At 40.6% G+C, this 19,163-nt stretch carries 19 protein-coding genes; 8 read left to right on the top strand and 11 right to left on the bottom strand.

Going from position 1 to position 19,163, the window contains the following annotated elements; all coding sequences use genetic code 11:
• Positions 1 to 35: 35 nt before the first annotated feature.
• Complete coding sequence (locus BG00_RS05815; RefSeq protein ID WP_036981155.1) at positions 36 to 356, top strand: hypothetical protein; 321 nt, start codon at positions 36 to 38, stop codon at positions 354 to 356.
• A gap of 119 nt (positions 357 to 475) precedes the next feature.
• On the opposite strand, the gene BG00_RS05820 is transcribed toward BG00_RS05815, so the two are convergent.
• The gene (locus tag BG00_RS05820) at positions 476 to 1,444 is read right to left on the bottom strand and encodes a class 1 fructose-bisphosphatase (protein WP_008115459.1); all 969 of its coding nucleotides are present in this window, start codon (positions 1,442 to 1,444) and stop codon (positions 476 to 478) included.
• A gap of 155 nt (positions 1,445 to 1,599) precedes the next feature.
• On the opposite strand from BG00_RS05820, the gene BG00_RS05825 reads away from it, so the two are divergent.
• Positions 1,600 to 4,029: a zinc-dependent metalloprotease gene (locus tag BG00_RS05825; RefSeq protein WP_036981156.1), complete on the top strand. Its 2,430-nt coding sequence runs from the start codon at positions 1,600 to 1,602 to the stop codon at positions 4,027 to 4,029.
• A 139-nt stretch (positions 4,030 to 4,168) separates the two neighbouring features.
• Complete coding sequence (locus BG00_RS05830; protein WP_036981157.1) at positions 4,169 to 4,942, top strand: YggN family protein; 774 nt, start codon at positions 4,169 to 4,171, stop codon at positions 4,940 to 4,942.
• A 134-nt stretch (positions 4,943 to 5,076) separates the two neighbouring features.
• On the opposite strand, the gene rsuA is transcribed toward BG00_RS05830, so the two are convergent.
• Positions 5,077 to 5,775, bottom strand: coding sequence for a 16S rRNA pseudouridine(516) synthase RsuA (rsuA, locus tag BG00_RS05835; protein ID WP_036981158.1), 699 nt, complete (start codon positions 5,773 to 5,775; stop codon positions 5,077 to 5,079).
• A gap of 58 nt (positions 5,776 to 5,833) precedes the next feature.
• On the opposite strand from rsuA, the gene zapE reads away from it, so the two are divergent.
• On the top strand, positions 5,834 to 6,943 hold the full coding sequence (zapE, locus tag BG00_RS05840) for a cell division protein ZapE (protein WP_036981159.1): 1,110 nt from the start codon (positions 5,834 to 5,836) through the stop codon (positions 6,941 to 6,943).
• A gap of 155 nt (positions 6,944 to 7,098) precedes the next feature.
• On the opposite strand, the gene BG00_RS05845 is transcribed toward zapE, so the two are convergent.
• Genes BG00_RS05845 through BG00_RS05870 form a run of 6 tightly spaced genes read right to left on the bottom strand, consistent with a single transcriptional unit; the run spans position 7,099 to position 12,084 of the window.
• Positions 7,099 to 8,526: a tetratricopeptide repeat protein gene (locus BG00_RS05845; RefSeq protein WP_036983367.1), complete on the bottom strand. Its 1,428-nt coding sequence runs from the start codon at positions 8,524 to 8,526 to the stop codon at positions 7,099 to 7,101.
• A gap of 19 nt (positions 8,527 to 8,545) precedes the next feature.
• Entirely contained in the window at positions 8,546 to 9,202 is a 657-nt protein-coding gene (locus BG00_RS05850; protein WP_036981160.1) for an energy transducer TonB, read from the bottom strand.
• 1 nt (position 9,203) lies between these two features.
• Complete coding sequence (locus tag BG00_RS05855) at positions 9,204 to 9,608, bottom strand: ExbD/TolR family protein (RefSeq protein WP_036981164.1); 405 nt, start codon at positions 9,606 to 9,608, stop codon at positions 9,204 to 9,206.
• A 4-nt stretch (positions 9,609 to 9,612) separates the two neighbouring features.
• Positions 9,613 to 9,993, bottom strand: a complete 381-nt coding sequence (locus tag BG00_RS05860; protein WP_002960812.1) for a MotA/TolQ/ExbB proton channel family protein — start codon at positions 9,991 to 9,993, stop codon at positions 9,613 to 9,615.
• Positions 9,986 to 11,311 (bottom strand): MotA/TolQ/ExbB proton channel family protein, encoded by a 1,326-nt coding sequence (locus tag BG00_RS05865; protein ID WP_036981165.1) that lies wholly within the window; start codon positions 11,309 to 11,311, stop codon positions 9,986 to 9,988. Before BG00_RS05865 ends, BG00_RS05860 begins: the two co-directional genes overlap by 8 nt.
• Positions 11,311 to 12,084, bottom strand: coding sequence for a DUF3450 family protein (locus BG00_RS05870; RefSeq protein ID WP_036981166.1), 774 nt, complete (start codon positions 12,082 to 12,084; stop codon positions 11,311 to 11,313). Before BG00_RS05870 ends, BG00_RS05865 begins: the two co-directional genes overlap by 1 nt.
• A gap of 217 nt (positions 12,085 to 12,301) precedes the next feature.
• Here BG00_RS05870 and BG00_RS05875 point away from each other — a divergent pair, with 217 nt between their 5' ends.
• On the top strand, positions 12,302 to 14,482 hold the full coding sequence (locus BG00_RS05875) for a TonB-dependent receptor (RefSeq protein WP_036981168.1): 2,181 nt from the start codon (positions 12,302 to 12,304) through the stop codon (positions 14,480 to 14,482).
• Between the two features lie 89 nt (positions 14,483 to 14,571).
• A complete protein-coding gene (locus BG00_RS05880) occupies positions 14,572 to 15,252 on the top strand; it encodes a Fe2+-dependent dioxygenase (RefSeq protein ID WP_002960803.1) in 681 nt (226 codons plus the stop codon).
• Between the two features lie 450 nt (positions 15,253 to 15,702).
• On the opposite strand, the gene galE is transcribed toward BG00_RS05880, so the two are convergent.
• Entirely contained in the window at positions 15,703 to 16,719 is a 1,017-nt protein-coding gene (gene galE, locus BG00_RS05885; protein WP_036981170.1) for a UDP-glucose 4-epimerase GalE, read from the bottom strand.
• 242 nt (positions 16,720 to 16,961) lie between these two features.
• On the opposite strand from galE, the gene BG00_RS05890 reads away from it, so the two are divergent.
• On the top strand, positions 16,962 to 17,447 hold the full coding sequence (locus BG00_RS05890; protein ID WP_036981172.1) for a DUF3016 domain-containing protein: 486 nt from the start codon (positions 16,962 to 16,964) through the stop codon (positions 17,445 to 17,447).
• A 55-nt stretch (positions 17,448 to 17,502) separates the two neighbouring features.
• On the opposite strand, the gene BG00_RS05895 is transcribed toward BG00_RS05890, so the two are convergent.
• Positions 17,503 to 17,793: a hypothetical protein gene (locus BG00_RS05895; protein ID WP_010390514.1), complete on the bottom strand. Its 291-nt coding sequence runs from the start codon at positions 17,791 to 17,793 to the stop codon at positions 17,503 to 17,505.
• Positions 17,794 to 17,909: 116 nt separating this feature from the next.
• Here BG00_RS05895 and BG00_RS05900 point away from each other — a divergent pair, with 116 nt between their 5' ends.
• Positions 17,910 to 18,119, top strand: a complete 210-nt coding sequence (locus BG00_RS05900; RefSeq protein WP_036981174.1) for a hypothetical protein — start codon at positions 17,910 to 17,912, stop codon at positions 18,117 to 18,119.
• Here the strand turns inward: BG00_RS05900 and epmB are convergent.
• Positions 18,116 to 19,129 (bottom strand): EF-P beta-lysylation protein EpmB, encoded by a 1,014-nt coding sequence (gene epmB / locus BG00_RS05905; protein WP_036981176.1) that lies wholly within the window; start codon positions 19,127 to 19,129, stop codon positions 18,116 to 18,118. The genes BG00_RS05900 and epmB overlap by 4 nt on opposite strands.
• Between the last annotated feature and the right edge of the window lie 34 nt (positions 19,130 to 19,163).

The raw sequence follows: 19,163 nt of genomic DNA on the forward strand, positions 1-19,163 counted from the left end.
TTATTAACAGTAGAGCAGCAAGAATAACAAACATTATGAATATACAAAAAGCATTGGCTGAATTTATTACATTTGGGGAGCAAAGAGATAACGCCATTAGTGTGATTGTTTCAACCGCAGCAAACAATCAAACCTACCTGTATACACTCACAAAGCCTGTACTAATTAATGTACTTACGCGTTGTTTTAATAAAGAAATTGATATTGACGATTTACAGCTGTGGGCAAATGTCATTGAGTCGCGAGATGACATAAATTGCGCCGAGCATGAAGGCGTTATTTACGCGCTGAGCAACAGCGAGCAAATGGGCGAATTGACTCATCAAAAGCTCGCACAGTTGTTAAAACTATTATAACAGTAGCAGGTGGTTATCAGAAAATATTAAAGGTTTTAAGCAACAGTTTTCAGATGTTAGTAACCACCGCTGGGCTAATCTCTAGCTGACACCTGAAACCTAAAACCTGTTCTTAAAGTTTACTTATGATAGCTCAAGCAAGTTTCTACTTCGTCTTTAGAGCCTAAAATAACCGCAACACGCTGATGGATAGCATCAGGCTGAATATCCATAATACGCTCAGTACCTGTTGAAGCAATACCCCCGGCTTGCTCTACTAGCATTGCCATTGGGTTTGCTTCATAAAGTAAACGCAGCTTATTAGGCTTATTAGGGTCTTTAGTATCAGTTGGGTAAGTAAATAAACCACCACGGCTAAGTACACGGTGTACATCGCCAACCATTGCAGCAATCCAGCGCATATTGAAGTTTTGAGCGCGAGGGCCTGTATCTCCGGCAAGTAAGTCGTTAATGTAGTTTTGCATTGCCGGTTCCCAGTGGCGCTGGTTAGAGGCGTTAATTGCAAATTCATTGGTTTTAGCAGGAATAGCGGCAAAATCTTGGGTAAGTAAAAAGCTACCTTGGGTTTTATCTAAGGTAAACATGCGTGTACCTTTACCCGTTGTTAGCGCAAGCATAGTTGATGGGCCATACAGTACATAACCTGCAGCCACTTGTTGATGCCCAGGCTGCATAAAAATCTTTTCATCAGCCGCATCTGAGCCCACAGGCGCTTTCATAATAGAAAAAATAGTACCTACTAGCGAGTTAATATCGGTGTTTGACGAGCCATCAAGTGGGTCAAATGCAACAATGTACTCAGCATCTGGGTTACCGGCAACGGTATAATCTTCTTCTTCAGAGGCAATCGCTTTAACTGTGCCTGACTCCAGCAATATATCTTTTAATAACTGATTAGACAGTACATCGAGTTTCTTTTGTGTTTCGCCTTGAATGTTTTCATCGAGGGTTGAGCCTAATACGCCCGATAATTCACCTTGACCGACGCGAAATGAAATTTCTTTACATGCCGCTAAAATAGTACGAATTAACGACAAAAGTTCTCTTGAACAGCCATCTTCTAGTAATACTGGTGGGAGTCTACGCATTCTTTTTTCCTGATAACGTGTTAAAACTAATCATAATGTGAGAGAGATTAGTTTAGAGCGCTGAAATTCGTCTTAAATAACTGTATTGTATAAATACCCCCCTTATAATGGGGTACCTACATCGCATTTAAAACGCTAATAACAAAGATAAGATTATGCAAAAAATATCACGATTAAGTTACATACTCTTTACTGTGCTGCTCTGTATGATAACCCAAGCGCACGCAGCAATTAAGTCTATTGACGAATTTACTGAAAAAATGAACCATTTCCCTGGTTATTTTTCTTTCTTTTACGATACCCAAAACGGCAATGTGTATTTAAAGGTCGATAAACTTGAACAACAATTTTTATTACAACACAGCTTACCTTATGGCGTTGGGTCTAACGACATAGGTTTAGATAGAGGCCAATTAGGCGGTACTTATTTAGTACAGTTTGAGCGCTTTGGCAATAAGGTGATGTTGCGCGCTGTAAATACTTACTACCGTGCTAACACGAGTAATATAGCAGAGCAGCAAAGCGTTAACGAAGCGTTTGCATCCAGTATTTTGGCGGGTTTTAAAGTTGTCGCGCAAGATGAGAATGCTGCATTAATTGATTACACCCCCTATTTACTAAGCGATGTACATGGCGTAAGCCGAACTTTAGCTGCGCGCAAGCAAGGGCAGTTTAGCCTTGATGAGTCACGCAGTGCGGTATTTATGAATCGCTCAAAAGCATTTGTAAAAAATACTGAACTTGAAGCCATTCTCACCTTTAAAGGGTCTAAACCAGGTGAATATGTGCGCCAAGTGAGTGCTGACCCTTACGCTTTGAGTGTGCATATGCACCATTCACTTATTCAATTGCCTGATGATAATTACACACCTCGTAAATTTAGCCCGCAATCGGGTTATTGGAGTGTGGAGCATAAAAATTATGCAGCAGGGCTCGATGAGTCTATGTATGTGCGTTACATTCCGCGCCATCGTTTAGCAAAAAAAGATCCAAGCCTAGCAGTTAGTGAGCCAGTAGAGCCTATTGTTTATTACTTAGATCCTGGGGTACCTGAACCAGTAAAAACGGCTTTATTAGATGGCGGGCAATGGTGGAATGACGCTTTTAATGCTGCAGGCTATAAAAATGCCTTTAAAGTTAAAGTGCTACCAGATAATGCTGATCCTATGGATGTACGCTACAACGTTATTCAATGGGTGCATCGCGCAACTCGTGGTTGGTCTTATGGCAGTTCAATTATAGACCCACGTACAGGTGAAATTATTAAAGGCCATGTGACACTAGGATCGCTACGAGTACGCCAAGATATTTTAATTGCTGAATCACTGGCGGCGCCTTATTTAAAAGGCAATGAAGTGGCAAGCACTTTACATGCAATGGCACTTGATCGTATTCGTCAACTCAGTGCTCACGAAATTGGTCATACACTGGGTATTGCGCACAACTTTGCTGCGTCAGTAAATAATCGTGCTTCGGTGATGGACTATCCGCATCCGTTGTTAAGTTTTGCTGATAATGGTCAGTTAGATGTATCTGATGGTTATGCTAAAGGTATGGGCGCATGGGATAAGCAAGTGATCAAATATGGCTACAGCGACTTTACCGGACAAGATGAAAGCGCAGCACTCGCTGCTATTTTACAGCAAAATAAAGCGCAAGGTTTGGCATTTATTTCTGACAGTGATGCCCGTGCCAAAGGTGGGGCGCACCCTACAGCGCACCTTTGGGATAACGGTAGTAATCCAAGTGAAGAATTACTTAGAGTGCTTGATGTGCGAAAGCAGGCGCTTGGGCAGTTTGGTATTAATAATATAAAAACTGGGGTTGCGCTATCGCAATTGGAAGAAAAGCTAGTACCGCTTTATTTGTTCCACCGTTATCAAGTTGAAGCGGTTGCTAAGCTTATCGCGGGCGTTGATTATGACTATGAGATACGTAGTGATGCACCCGTTAAAGGCGCCCAAGTTGTAACTAAAGAGGCTCAACAACAAGCGGTTAATGCCATTTTAGCGACCCTAAAAGCAAGCAACTTAACGCTTCCAGAGTCGATACTTTCCTTAATCGTACCTAAAGCGTATGGCGAGTCTAAATCACGAGAAAGTATAGTGGGGCGTACCGGCTTAACCATGGATGCACTTGCATTGCCTGAAGTCGCCGTGCAGCATAGTTTATCGCTATTACTAAATGCTCAACGATTAAACCGATTAGCGCAGCAACAAGCACGTGATAACCGTTTTTATAGCCTAGATGAGTTACTTAAACAGTTAAATAAGCAGGTGTTTAACGTATCAGCGCCTGCCACCATGACAGGAAAAGTAACGCAACGAGTACAGTACCTAACGGCAAAAACCATGGCTGATCTTGTGGCTAACGACGGTTTAAGCCCTGAAGTGCAAGCGCAACTACATTTCTATTTAAGCAAGCTTGCTGATGAGTTTAATCAACACTCTTTACTGAGCCATCCTGAAGTAGGTGACAGCGCATTTAAAGACTATTTAGCGGCGCAAATTAATCAGTTTTTAACAACAGGCCAGTGGCCTGATAACTTTAAAGCGTTACCTATACCACCAGGCTCACCTATTTAATAGTACAAGCCAGAGGATAAAGGCGCTGTGTAAACGTTACGTTTCATGGTGCCTTGTTTTTAGGGTGTTACTTTTGCTTGCATAAAGTTGGTTTTTTGTTAATCTAGCCACCCCCTATTTTAGTCTTTTTGAGGTGTTTATGGCGTTTTTATCTCGTTCGATATTGGCGTTATCAATGGCACTTTTAAGCTGCAATGCAATCGCACAAAAACAATGTGATGTTGAACTTCGTCATGGTTTAATTATTACCGATGATGTGATCCGTATTGTTGATAAAGGCCAAACCAGGGTGCAAATTAACAATAATAATCAACTGTTTATTCGAGGCTACTGGGTCGATTTAAGTACCGACGAAAGTAAAGTGCTAGAACAATTTAGCAATGGTATTCGTCAAACGGTGCCAGAGCTGGTCGATTTAGCGACTGATGGCGTAAACCTTGGGCTTAGTGCTATTGAGCATGTTGTTGAGGGCATGTCAGATAAAGAACCCGAAGTGCTAAAAACGCAATTACAATATGTAGAGCGTGCACTTATGGATAAGTTTAAGCGTGGCAACGACTTCTTTTTTATAGCCCCTCAATCGCTTTCCCAAATTGATGATTTTTTTACTAAAGAAATTAGCCAAAAAATACACTCTGCAGTACATGGATCTTTAGGCGCTATTTTAATGTCGCTCGGGGATGCGTTTAAATCTCGAGAAGGCAATATAGAAGACCGCATGAACGACATGGGGCAACGCATGGATATCATCACTAAAGAAATCGATAAGTCGTTGCAGAAAAAAGCCCATCAATTAGAACTTAAAGCCTCTGAATATTGTGAATGCTTAAACTCTTTAGATATTACTGAGTCTCGTCTGCAAGCGATTGTACCCGGAATGACAGACTTTGATTTAGTACAAATTAAATCGTAAGATCAGGTGTTAAACGCCAGATTTCAGACAGATATTAAGCAAGATTATTAAAGGCAACGAGCAGCGAGCCTAGAGCAGCAGATGAACAGCCCGAACCTCGTGGCCCGAAGCCATTTCCTAACACCTAAACAGCCTTACAGTTTTATCTCTGCGGCGGTTAGTGGGCGGTATTCACCTGCAGCCAAATCTTCACCTAACTTTATACCCGCAATTTGTTCACGATGTAGTTCAACCACTTTGTTATCTACCGCTGCTAGCATACGTTTTACTTGGTGATACTTCCCCTCAGAAATAGACAAGCGTAAACCGTAACTGCCCAAGCGTTCAGCAATAGCAGGGCGAGTTAAATCTTTTTCATTGTGTAACTGCACACCGTCGCGTAGTTGTTTAAGTGCATCGTCAGTAATCGGTTCTTGGGTTTCGACTAGGTAGGTTTTAAACTTATTCTTTTTCGGCGAGGTAATTTTGTGTGACCAGTCGCCATCATTAGTAATAAGCACTAGGCCAGTGGTGTCTATGTCTAAACGCCCGGCAATGTGAAAGTCGGCCATGTTTGGCTCATCAAGCAAATCAAATACGGTTTTGTGTAACTCATCCGAATTAGCGCACACATAACCTACCGGCTTATTGAGCATAAAGTAGCGTTTACCTAAAAAAACTAATGGCTCGTCATAAAACAGCACGTCATCTTGTTGAGTAACTTGAAAGTCAAATGCCGTGATCACCTCGCCATTAACGCAAGCCACTTGGCTTTTTATTGCTGCGCGGGCTTTTGAGCGTGGTATCTCTGCTAAATGGCTAATAAATTTATCTAAACGGCAAGGAAATTTCATGTTGTTCACATTTTTAGTCGGCTACAATGGCCGCGAGTATAGCGGATAGTGAAATACCATGACAGAGCCCAGCACAGAAATTTTAAGCCTGTACCATAGCAAGGTTTCATCAGGAGAGCTTGATTTCGATGCGGCGCAGCACCTAGCAGTGAGTGCGTTACAGTCTTTAAGTGAGCAATTAAATCAGCCTGCAAGTTGGTGGCAAAAAGCACCTTTAATTAAGGGAATATATTTATATGGCCCGGTTGGTCGGGGTAAATCTATGTTGATGGATTTATTTTATGAAAACTTACCTACAGAGAAAAAGCAGCGCCTGCATTTTCATCATTTTATCGAAAAAGTTCATGCTCAACTAGCCAAGTTACAAGGGGATAAAAATCCGCTACAAATAATAGCTAAACAGTGGGCCAAAGAGATAAAGGTACTGTGCTTTGATGAGTTTTTTGTTAGTGATATTGGTGATGCCATGATTATGGCTCGGTTATTTAACGCTTTGTTTGAACAAGGCGTGGTACTAGTCGCAACCTCTAACGCAAAACCCGAGCAACTGTATTACAACGGTTTGCAACGCGCGCGATTTTTACCTACGATTGATTTAATTAATAGTCACTGTCATATAATTAACGTGGCAGGGGAGGACGATCACCGCTTTAGATATGGTAAAAACAGTCGTCACTATTTTATTAATTTATCAAATCACGATTTTGAAAGTAAGTTTTTAGCTTCGTATCCGGCTGTAACATGCAGCAATACAGTTAGTGTGCATGGGCGCGATTTACCTTATTTATTAAGAGCCGATAATGCCTTGATGATTGATTTTATGGCGCTATGTTCAGGCCCACGCAGTGCTAACGATTATATGTTTTTAGCAACCAAATTTGATGTGTTATATGTATCGAACGTGCCGCAAATGGGGGCTAAAGCAACGGGTAAAGTTATTGTTCACGGTATAGAAGATAGCTACCAACGCGAAAAACAAACGCTTGATGAGCACACATTTGACGACGAAGCACGGCGCTTCATTGCCTTAGTAGATGAGTTTTACGATTGCCATAAATTGCTGGTAATAAATGCGCAAACCGACATTGAACATTTGTACAAAGGTAAAAAGTTGAGCTTTGAATATGCGCGCACGCAATCACGCATAGTCGAAATGCAAAATTGGTAACGTTTTAATATATATTGTAAACAAGCTTGCTCACGTGAGGAGCGCAGCTTTTAATTTATTCTACTTACGAGCTGCACCGTTTGTTTTTTTATGGGCTTTGCCCATCACGCCCGCAAGCTGTGCGGCTACAAGTCAGTCTAACCACTGTGTTAAACTTACCCTTCTTGGCGCACTATATTCTCAAGGGCGCGAATATTAGTAATTAAATCCTGGCGTTGTGGGTTGGCTTGTAATGCTTTTCTAAGATGATTTAGCGCACTCGGGTAGTCTTTAGAATCAATCGCTATTTGCGATAATCCAAGCCACGCCGATAGTTGGTAATCAGGCAGAGCTTGTGCACGAACATACATAAGTTTAGCTTGGGTGAGTTGGCCTTTACTACGATATATACTTGCTAAACTAAGTAGGGCATCACCTAAATTCGGGTTTATTTTAAGTGCATTATTTAAGCTTTTAAGAGCACGTTTAGTATTACCTTGTTGCATAGCAATTTGTGCGCTGTATACAGAAAACTGCGCTTGTTCATCACGGGGTAGCTGCTTAGTTAATCTTTTTGCGCTGCCTATTAGATCTTTAGCTAAATCCCATTTTTGTTGAGATACAAGCCAGCCTAAAGTTTGCATCGTGGTATTAATAACTTCAACTTGCTGCTGTTTAGTGGCGTGTTTTAAACCTTGCTTTAATAAACTCACTGCGCGTTCAGTGCTGCCTTCAGTTAAATGCAGCTGGGCTGCTAAAAGCTGGTTACTGGCATCTTTAGGGTTGAGTTTTAGGGCTACTTCAATAGCAGCTAGCGCCTGCTTTTTTTGATCAAGCTGTAATGCTATTTGTGCACGTTGCAGCCAAAGTTCAGCTTTATCAGGGGTTTTATTGAGTAATTCTTTTAATAATGCATTTGCCTGACTTAAATCACCCGATTCAATTAACGCAAACAATAGCCCTTGTTGATACTGCGCTGTTTGAGGAGCAAGCATCAGCGCTTGGCGGTAGGCCGCTACTGCGCTCCAAGGTTGGCTATGCTGCACGTGTATATAAGCAAGTTGCGCATAACTTTGTGCGTCAGCTTGGCCAAGTTCAATACTGTGAACTAGGTGTGTTTGTGCTTTATCATACTTTGCTTGTTGCATGTATAAAAGGCTCAAACCTTGGTGTGCTTTTACTAAATCAGGTGAAGCTTTTAAACACGCTAGGTAAGCTAGTTCAGCGTTATTAAAGTCTTTTGTTGAAAGCAGTACTTGTGCACGTAATAAGTTTAAAGCAGTGCTATCTTGGCTTATATCTCGGCCTTTAAATAGCGCCGCAACTTCACTGTAATTACCGGCTTGTAATAGTGGTTGTACTTGGCGAGCAAAACCGCGCTCGGTCGGCTCAATAAGAACCTCTGTAGGGCCTAGTAATTTATTATTTATAGCCAACTGCCATGTTGGATCGCTAGGCGATAAAGTTACTTTTAGTGGCGCACTTTTTAATGGCGTACTAGCAGCGCTTGCATGCACGCTAGTTACACCTAATAAAGGGAGTGAGCACATTAAAGTAGTAATAACTGCGCGAGTTAATGGTTTTAGCGTTTTAAATATATTCATATTTTTCATTTTAATAGGCTTAAGGTTTAAATTCGATTGGCCAAATAAAGCGAGCGCGTACGGTTTCACCTTCTTTTTTAGGTGCACTAAAGCGGCTTTGTTTAATAATTTTGTCGATAGCTGGTTTAAGTTCAGGGTATGGGTTTTGTACTACCTCAATTAAACTTAACTTGCCACTTTCATCAATAAATACATCGAGTTTTACAGTAAATACATCAACACCTCGGCGGGTTAAGCTTTTTGGTAAAACGGCTTTGACGGGAGTAAGCAAAGTGGGGAGACCATCGAGTTGATTTAAGCTAAATGCATCCCAATTTACACTCATTGATTGCCATTGTGGCGCGCTTACTTTTACGCTAGGTGTATCGGGTTTTACAATACTTAAATTGCTGTTGATCTTAATTTTTACGGCTTGAATAGATGCGCCTGCACCTTCTACCGCTAAGCTTTGCATTGGCTCACTAGTTTGCTGTTGCGATATTGATGGAGGTGGCGGAGGTGGCAATGCCACCATGGCAATCTCACGTACAACCACTTTGTCTTGGATATGATGCTCTGCAAGTTGCCCAAGCCATAAAAGCAGTAATGCAGCACTAAGCACAATGAGGCTAAGGCCAAATGCAAACAGCGGATGGCGATTGTTTTTTGTTTTTTGAAGCGGGTTAATCGTGTGCATATTATTGTTTCGTAGCTAAGTTAACTTGCGCTGCGCCTGCCAGCTTTGCTTCGTCAATTACTTGAACAAGTAACTCAGTAGGTACTGTTTTATCAGCTTGAATAACCACAGGGCGTTGTTGCTGCTTTAACATTTGCTCGACACTACTACGTACGCCAGCCACACCAATTTGGCTGCCATCAAAAAATACTTGTTGGTTGTCGGTTATTGCTAAAAATATAACTTGCTGCTCAAGACGACTGGCCGATACGGCTTGTGGTTTATCAACCTCAACGCCGCTTTCGCGTACAAATACGGTTGTAACAATAAAAAATATTAGCAATATAAATACCACATCAAGTAGCGGCGACATATCAATATGTTGCCCAGCTTCTTGCTCTAGCTTGTGCTTTAATCGTGATTGCATAGTGTTACCCTAACTGTTTACTTAACGTATGTAATTTAGGATTACGCTGCGAATACGCTAAGTAAGCTTGCATTAACCACGCAGGGATAGCGCACACAAGGCCCAATTGAGTTGTTAGCAATGCGTCACCAATGGCGTCGCTCATTAACTCGTTATGGCCCAGCGCCATTACTTTAAATGTATCAAGCAAACCAACAATGGTGCCTAATAAACCAAGTAGCGGAAGCGCTGCAGTTAAAATAGAGCTAACTTCTTGCCAATAACCTTTGCGCTGCGCTTGGTATTGTTTAAGGTGCAGTAAGTCATGAAAAATCAGCTGGTATACAAATAAAGCGAGTAAAAGAATACACCAGCAAATAGGGTTACTAACGATTTTTTCAAACATTGTTTTCTCCTTTTTCTAGTTGACTAAGCTGTAATGCAAAGCCTTCTAGTTGGCTGTAATATGCTTTTGCTTTACGCGATAACAGCGCATTTAAAACGAGTGCTGGTATAGCAACAACTAAACCTAACTCGGTAGTAATAAGTGCTTGTGCAATACCGCCCGATACAACTTCTGGGTCGCCTGAGCCAAATAAAGTCATCATTTTAAATGTTTCGATCATGCCGCTAACAGTGCCTAATAACCCAAGTAGTGGGGCTACTGCAGCCGTAACGGCAATAGCGCCAATAAAGTTATCGAGTTTATGCTTATCATGAATTAACTGATTAAATAATTGATCGTCTCGTACTTGGCCTTTTTCGCTTTGTAGCGTTAAGTTAAATAGCTGCTGCTGCATACCTGCAAATTCACTGCTATTTTCAGCTTTAAAAAGTTGCTGTAATTGCATTTGAGAGTGCATTTTAATTTTACTTAAACGCAGTAGCTGTGCGGCTTTTAATAGCGCAATAGTTAGTGCAAAGCAGGCAAATAAAATAATAGGGATAGCCCACAAACCGCCTTTTTCTAAGTGTTCAAGCGGACTTTCTTGTTGGGCTTGGCTAGTTACTAAGTGCGTTAAACTAGGATCAAAAGTAAGTAATGTAGAGCCTACACCGTTTTGCTTTACAGTATTATCGAGTGGGTTGTCGTCACTTGTAGATTGTACTAACGCTACTTTTAATGCATTAGATTCATCATCTAAATTTAATAAACCCATAAGTTTAGATGTTTGCGTACTAAACCATGCAACAGGCCCGACTTGAAGGGTATTAGCTTGGCTTAATTCGCCATTACTTAGCACAACCGATTGTTTTTTAAACTGTGGATAAAGTGCCTGCTCTTGATTATTAATTAGCGATACAACACGGTTTAATAACTCGTTTTGGCTATTAGCCGACTCGTTACTGCTAGCACTATTGCTGGTGTTTTGGCGTACAAAACGGCTAAGTAAGTTTAATTGATATTGCCGCTGCTGTTGCCAAGTGTCTAATCGGGTTTGTAACTGATCAAGGCTTAATGTGTTTTCGTCAGCTAGGCGGCGATTAACTGCGGCTTGTTCGCGTAATTTACTGAGCGATTGCTGCTTGGTAAAAATTTGCTTTGCAAGGATTGCTTGCTCTTTTGAAATGCTATTTTGAGTTTTACTTAGAGTACGCTGCGCTGTTTTTATATCACTTAAAATACTTTGTTTAGCATCATCACTGCTAGCTGCAAAAGATATGTTTGCACTAAAAAGTAAAACTGTGGCGCTAAATACTTTAATTATGCTGTTAGTAGCCATTATTTAGCCCCTTGCTGGTTTTTATTTACATAACTTAATATTGGGAGTGTTACCCAATCAGTAGCGCGCTTTTTTTGCTGTACAGCAATACCCAGTGCAACTTGCTCTGCATTAATGCTTGAATCAAACTCCCACTGCCAACCTAAGTCACTTGGAAAACCAATACCTACGTAACTTAAGTCTTCGCTTACAAACCATGCTTGAGCTGCACCTAAATAAAGCTGCTTAACCCATACTTCTTGCCCGTCAGGATGCTTAATAGCCATTTCGTGAATAGAAATACGTTGTTGAAAATCATTAAGTAGAGTCAGCATTTTTAGTGCTGTTTGTAACCTGTCAGTTGTACTGAGTTTTGAATCGCTTAAATCACCGGCGTTTTTCCAACTACTCAAAAGTGGCGGGGGGAGCTGCACTTGTAATGAAAGTAATTGCCCAGAAATACGTGCTAGTTGATCATTTAATTGCTGTTGATCATTTTCAAGTTCTGATTGCTGAGTTACAAGCTGTTCGCGTTTTTGGGCAAGCTCACTGGTGCTTTTTTTTCTACGCTGATTAAGCTCGCTAAGTTGCTGCTGCTCGGCATTAAGAAGCGTTAAGGTTTGCTCCATACTGCTTTTTTGTTCAAGCCAATGAGTATTTAATTCTGTGTTTTGATTTTCTATTTGTAGCCATTTATTAACGAGTTGTTCTAGCTCACTAACAGTGTCGGCTTTTACTGCCATAGTGCTACAAAGCGCGATAACTACGCTAATTGGTTTAATTAAGCTTCGCATTACTTAACAACAATCCTGAAAGTTACGACGAGCAATTACAGGGACGTAATTACTGTTAATTTTTGAGTGTGTATACAATATAGGAATTTACATAACAATGCAATTGATAACAGTTATCGTTTACATTGCGTTGTTTGAGTGGTAGGATTTCGCCGAAATTAAATATGTACCTTAAATTAACAATAGTTAAGTGCTTAATAAAAACTACGGAGTAACCATGAGTAAGCCATCGAATAAAGGAAATGCGTACGTGAAGCCAATTGCAGCGGTTGTTACAGCTACGCTTTCAACTTGGGCAAGTGCACAGGATGTTCAAGAACTATCGGTAACCAAAGCAGAAACTAAAACTGAGTCTAGTTATGTTGTAGAAAAATCAACGTCGCATAAATACACTCAACCGCTACTCGATACAGCTAAAACGGTAACAGTAATCAACCAAGCGGTAATGAAAGACAGAAACGTAGATAGCCTACGTGATGCTTTGCGTAATGTTTCAGGTATTTCTTTAGCAGCAGGTGAGGGTGGCTCACCTACTGGCGATAGCATGTCGATTCGTGGTTTTAGTGCAACAAATGATATTTTTGTTGATGGTATTCGAGATGTTGCAGGTTACACACGTGATATTTACAACATTGAAGCCGTTGAAGTTGCAAAAGGCCCAGGCTCTGCAGTTTCTGGTCGTGGCGCAACAGGTGGTAGTGTTAATTTAGAAAGTAAAAAAGCGAAGTTAGACAACTTTAACGACGTTTCGCTACGTTTAGGCACAGAAAGCGATTACCGTGGTCGTTTTGATACTAACATCCAAGTAAACGACACAAGCGCACTACGTATTAATCTTCTGACTGATAAAGGTGATGTTGCAGGTCGTGACCATGTTGAAAACGAAACAAATGCTGTTGCGTTTGCATTTGCAACAGGGCTTGGTACAAACAGCCGTTTTGATTTAAACCTAGAGTATCAACGCCAAGACAATTTACCAGATTATGGTATTCCTTGGGTTTACAGTGATACGCCAGTAGCTGAACTTGCCGATAGTGCACGCTCACCTTCTCCTGTCGACTTTGATAACTTTTACGGTAATATTTACCGTGATTACGAAGATATTGAAGCTTATTCAACAACAGCTCGTTATGAGTATGATTTTTCTCAAAATACTACGTTACGTGTGCAAGGTCGTTTAGGTAAAGTTAAGCGTGAATCAGTAACAACTGCACCGCGTTATTTCTCGGTTACAACAGACACTGATATTACCTTTGCAGATGAAAAAACACGTGATACTGAAAATTCACTTGCTGCACTTCAAGTTGATTTAATTGGTAACTATGAGTTTGCTGGCTTTACTCACGATGTTGTAGTGGGTGTTGAACTTGCAAATGAAACGTTTACACGCCATAACTTTGTTGCAACTACGCCTGATAACCTAATTGAAGATGGAATACGTAACGACTTATACAACCCTGATGCAACAATTGCATTTACGGGTGTGTACGGCCGTGACGGTACAAGCATTGAAGCTAAAGCTAAAAACCAAGCTATTTATGCATTTGATACAGTGACGCTTAACAAGCAATGGGAAGTTACAGGTGGAATTCGCTTTGATAGCTTCACTACGGATTATCACAACGATTACAATGATCCAAGCGCTTTAATTTCTACAAGTGACGATTTATTTAGCTGGAATGCAGCTGTAGTTTATAAACCTACAGAAAATGGCAGTGTATATTTAGGCGCAGGTAATTCATTTAACCCATCGGCGGAAAGCCTAACGGTATCTACGCGTTCAAATGCAGCTGATTTAGACGCAGAAGAAAGCCGCAGTTATGAATTAGGAACTAAATGGAGCCTAATGGATGGCCGCCTGCAAACTAATGCTGCACTTTTCCGTACTGAAAAAACCAATGCCCGTACTGATGACCCATTTGCAGATAGCTCAAGTGACGAAATACTCGGTGGTGAGCAGCGCGTTCAAGGTTTAGAGCTTTCAGCAACGGGCCTAATTACTAAAGAGTGGACTGTAATTGCTTCATACACTTACCAAGATAGCGAAGTAACTGAAGCATTAGGCGACGACGCAACTCAAATCGGTAACGAGCTTGCACGTACGCCTAAAAATAGCGCGAGTGTTTGGACTACGTACGATATGTCGGATAAGTTATCGTTTGGTTTAGGTGCGCAGTATGTAGGTGAGCGTTACAACGGCACTAGGTCAACACGCTCTCGTGCGCCAGGTTATACTATTTTTGACCTGATGGTTGCGTATGACATATCAAAAGATTTGAGCCTGCAGCTTAATGGTGAAAACCTAGGTGATAAAGATTACGTTGATCAGTTAGGTGGTGGACACTTTGTACCAGGTGATGGTCGTAAGTTTAGTTTAACAGCGAGCTACTCTTTTTAATTTTAAAACAAATTAAAAAATAAAAGTAAGCATAAGGGCAGGCCTATTACCTGCCCTTAATTATTTGATGAAAATGTGAGAGGGCGCACATGATAGTTAAAATTCCAGAGCTATTAACGAAAGAAGAAGTGGCGTATTGCCATGAGGTTTTGCTTAAAGCGCAGTGGGCCGATGGCAGTATTACCGCAGGTCATCAATCAACCAAAGCAAAAAATAACTTACAGCTACCTGAAAATAGTCCTGAATGCCAAGAGCTTGGCGATATTATTATGGCAGCACTTGCGCGTAGTAATTTGTTTATGTCGGCAGCGCTTCCTGCAAAAATTTTTCCTCCGTTATTTAATTGCTATCAAGGCGGGCAATCGTTTGGTGTGCATGTAGATAATGCAATTAGACAAGTGCCGGGTACGCCAGTAAAAATTCGTACAGATGTATCAATGACGTTATTTATTAATGACCCTGAAGACTATGAGGGCGGTGAACTTGTTATTGAAGACACTTATGGCTCACATAGTGTAAAGCTGCCCGCAGGCAGTATGGTGTTGTACCCTTCAACGAGTTTACATCGTGTAATGCCAGTAACGAGTGGGCGCAGATTAGCCTCATTTTTTTGGCTGCAAAGCATGGTAAACAGCGACGAAAAACGTGGTTTGTTATTTGATTTAGATATGTCGATTCAAAGTTTGCGTAGCAAAGTAGAAGATAGCCCAGAGATTATTCAATTAACAGGTGTGTACCATAACTTACTAAGACAGTGGGCACAGACATAACGAATATACTCGTTATTAAATACTGGATATAAGTAATTAAATATAAGTAATTAAAAGCTGCGCTTTTCGCGTGAGCAAGCTTTACGCCTTGTATCTACAGCCAAAACTTAACGCTGTGGTTAAATTACTTGTAGACGCGCAGCTTGCTGGCGTGACGCGCGAAGCTCGTAATTTCTAGGTTTTGGTCTCTTCTCATTTACTCCTCTTTTACTTCTCTTTGTGCAATAAGGTTTTAAGTGATTTATTCACAAAGAGGTTAAGAGGGCGCTGCGCTTTAGAGAAGTAAAAAGTAAGTAACAATCAATTTTAAAAGCTGCGCTTTTCGCGTGAGCAAGCGCTACGCCTACAATTAAAACTTAACGCGGTGGTTAAATTACCTGTAGACGCGCAGCTTGCTGGCGTGACGAGCGAAGCTCGTAATTTCTATGTTTTCTCACTTGCGCTTTTTACTTAACCCTTATAACCGTTAGGGTTATTTGACTGCCAGCGCCAGGTATCTTGCATCATTTCATCAATACCGCGCACTGCTTCCCAGCCAAGTTCATTAAGTGCTTTTTCTGGCGCTGCATAACACGCTGCAATATCACCAGGGCGGCGAGGTGACACCGCATAAGGGATTGCTTGGTCGCTAGCCTTAATAAACGCATTGACCATTTGTAATACTGAATAGCCGTTACCTGTACCAAGGTTATAAACAAGCGCACCGGTTTCTGCGGCTATTTTATCAAGTGCTTTTAAATGCCCTAGGGCTAAATCTACAACGTGAATGTAATCACGAACGCCAGTACCATCAACCGTATCATAATCGTCGCCAAATACAGCAAGTTGCTTTAATTTGCCAACCGCAACTTGTGAAATGAAAGGCAATAAATTATTAGGAATACCATTAGGGTCTTCACCAATCAAACCTGACTCATGTGCACCGACAGGATTAAAGTAGCGCAAAATAGCAAATGCGAAGCGCTCATCTGATTTAGCGATATCTTGCAACATCATTTCAACCATTAGTTTAGACGTACCATATGGGTTGGTTGTACCGCCAACGGGGAAGTCTTCGCGTATTGGTAAGCTTGCTGGGTCGCCGTATACAGTAGCGGATGAGCTAAATACCAGTTTGAATACACCCGCATCACGCATAGCATCAACGAGTGTTAGTGTACCTTGTACATTATTTTGATAATACTCAATGGGTTTTACGACCGATTCTCCCACGGCTTTTAGGCCAGCAAAATGAATCACACTTTCAATGGTATGCTTGGCAAACACCGAGTCTAAAAAGGGTTTATCTAAAATATCACCTTGATAAAAAGTAATTGCTTTACCGGTTATTTTTTTCACTCTCTCAAGTGACTCTTCAGAGGAGTTACTTAAGTTATCGATAACGATAACGTCGCTGCCTTGCTGTAAAAGTTCTAAAACGGTGTGTGAGCCAATATAGCCTGCGCCACCGGTTACTAAAATTGCCATGAATGCTCCTTGGAAACCTGTGTTCAATTACCCTAATTTCACCATAAATAATGAGTTTTTACATGTATTATTTTATTTGCTTTGTAATAGTATGATCGTAAACCGTACATTCGATTACATTTTGTGCAATTTTAATAACACCTCAGCGTAAAGATTAAGTTATAGTTCATATGTAATTGCTAAAGTTATGTATAGCAATTTGTAAAATATTCAATTGATCAAAATACTCGTTGGAGAAACGTATGAACTTAGTTAAAAAAATAGCAATGTTGATGTGTATTGCGCTACCGAGTGTTGTTTGCGCGGGTGAGGCTCAAGTGAAATGGCATGACTTTAATGATTATCGCGATGTACGCCCATCCAACCAAACTGAAGGCTCATACCATAAGCAAATAGCCAAAAGTATTGATGAACACTTTGCAAAGCTCAGCGAGCAACTTCCTAAAAATTACAGTTTAAAAATTGAAGTAACCGATTTAGATTTAGCCGGAGACGTACGCTATGGCGGTGTTAACGAAATCCGAGTGGTTGAACCTATTCACTTTCCACGCATTGAATTTAATTATGTGCTTAGTGATGAAAGTGGCGTTGTCGCACAAGAAGATAATGTAAGTTTAAAAGATATGGGCTTTATGGATAAAATTAAAATGGGTCGAGACGAAGCATTTTACTATGAAAAACGCTTATTAACAGAGTGGTTTGGTGAACAAATCTTACCGCGAATCTAGCTAATAATGCAAAGCATCTACTTTAGTAGATGCTTTGCAAGTAAGTCGCTCATTTTTATTTAAAGGTCGCTAACAAGGTTAGTAAATTTTGTAGTTTAATAACCGCTTGTTTTAGTTTTTCTTCATCCAAACCGTCGCTCGATAAGCTTTCTACATCAGCGGCAACGTCTAAAACATAAGGCTTAAAGCGTTTAGCTTCGAAACTAAATCCAGCGTCCTCGGCAAATAAGGCTTTAAATTTTCCGTGACCTTGCTGTTGTAACTCATCGAGTTTTTTGTCAGCGTCAAGTGCCTGACGGTAAACAATTTTTAAGTTGGCGTTGAGTTGTTCAATTATAGAATCCATGGTTTTCCTAAAGCTTAGTGCAATGTTGCCGATAAATACTTAAGTGGGTTGGTAAAGTAATTTACCAATTCAGCAACTATAATACGTGTATTACAGTTAAAAGTCAGGTGTGAGTTATGAATATATCAGGTGGAAATCTACCTACAATGCCTGGTGCAGGCCAAGGCGCAGAAGTATTAACTGCTGCTTTATCTAAAAAGCAACAGCAAGCTGATGGTGCCGCTGCACTGGCACTTATTGAAGGCGCTACACAATCTTCAAGTGCGCAAACACCGGCTAAGTCGGTCACTGCAACACTTGGGAATAATATAAACGTTTATGTTTAAACTAATTTGAGGTCGATAGGGGTTTTACTTTTTTGACCTCCTATTTCCCGAACTAGTTTAGGCACCAAAAATCCAGGCAGGGCTTTTAGTAGCTCGGCCTGAATTTTTATCGCTTGTTGTTCATCAATATCAAAATGACTTGCGCCTTCTACCTTATCCAGTAAGTGTAAATAATAAGGCAGTACGTCCGCATCAAATAGTGCTTCACTTAAGTTTATTTGCGCATCAACTGTATCGTTAACATCTTTTAAAATAACCGCCTGGTTTAACAGTAGCACATCTGCTTTTTTGAGCATGTTCATGGCATTTTTAAAGTCACTATCTATTTCGTTTGCATGGTTAATATGATTAACGAATATAATTTTTAATGGTGACTTTGCTAATCTTTCACATAATTGCTCAGTGATACGTGCAGGAATAACTACAGGCAAGCGGCTGTGTATGCGCATGCGTTTAATTTGTGGTATTTGCTCAAGCTCATCTAAAAACCAGCTAATAGCATCGTCTTTGGCCATTAGTGGATCGCCACCACTTAAAATCACCTCGTTAATATTTTTATCCGATTTTATATAGCTTAATGCATCAATAAGGCTACGTTTATTCAGTTGGTTTTCTTGATAAGGAAAGTGGCGTCTAAAGCAGTAGCGGCAATTTACTGCACAACCGGTTTTAAACATGACTAAAACACGCGATTTATATTTATGTAACAGACCCGGTTGATTGTTATCTTGCTCAAGTAACGGGTCTTTATTAAACCCCGACTTAGTTAAAAACTCTTGGTGGCGGGGCATAACTTGCAGCAATAAAGGGTCATTTTCATCGCCGTGACGAATTTTTTTTATAAAAGGCAATGGCACACGAACAGGGAACAAGCTACGAGCTTTTATGTCGTTTTCATGGACTTGGCTCGATAAACCAACCATTTCTAGCAACACTTTTGGGCAGGTAACTACATTTGCTAATTCTTTTTGCCAGTTTTTATGCAAATTTGCTTCATTTCTTTGTATCATTGGCACGTAGATTACTCGAAAAATATAAATAGAG

It is taken from the genome of Pseudoalteromonas sp. SCSIO_11900, assembly GCF_000576475.1.
Lineage (GTDB): Bacteria > Pseudomonadota > Gammaproteobacteria > Enterobacterales > Alteromonadaceae > Pseudoalteromonas > Pseudoalteromonas tetraodonis.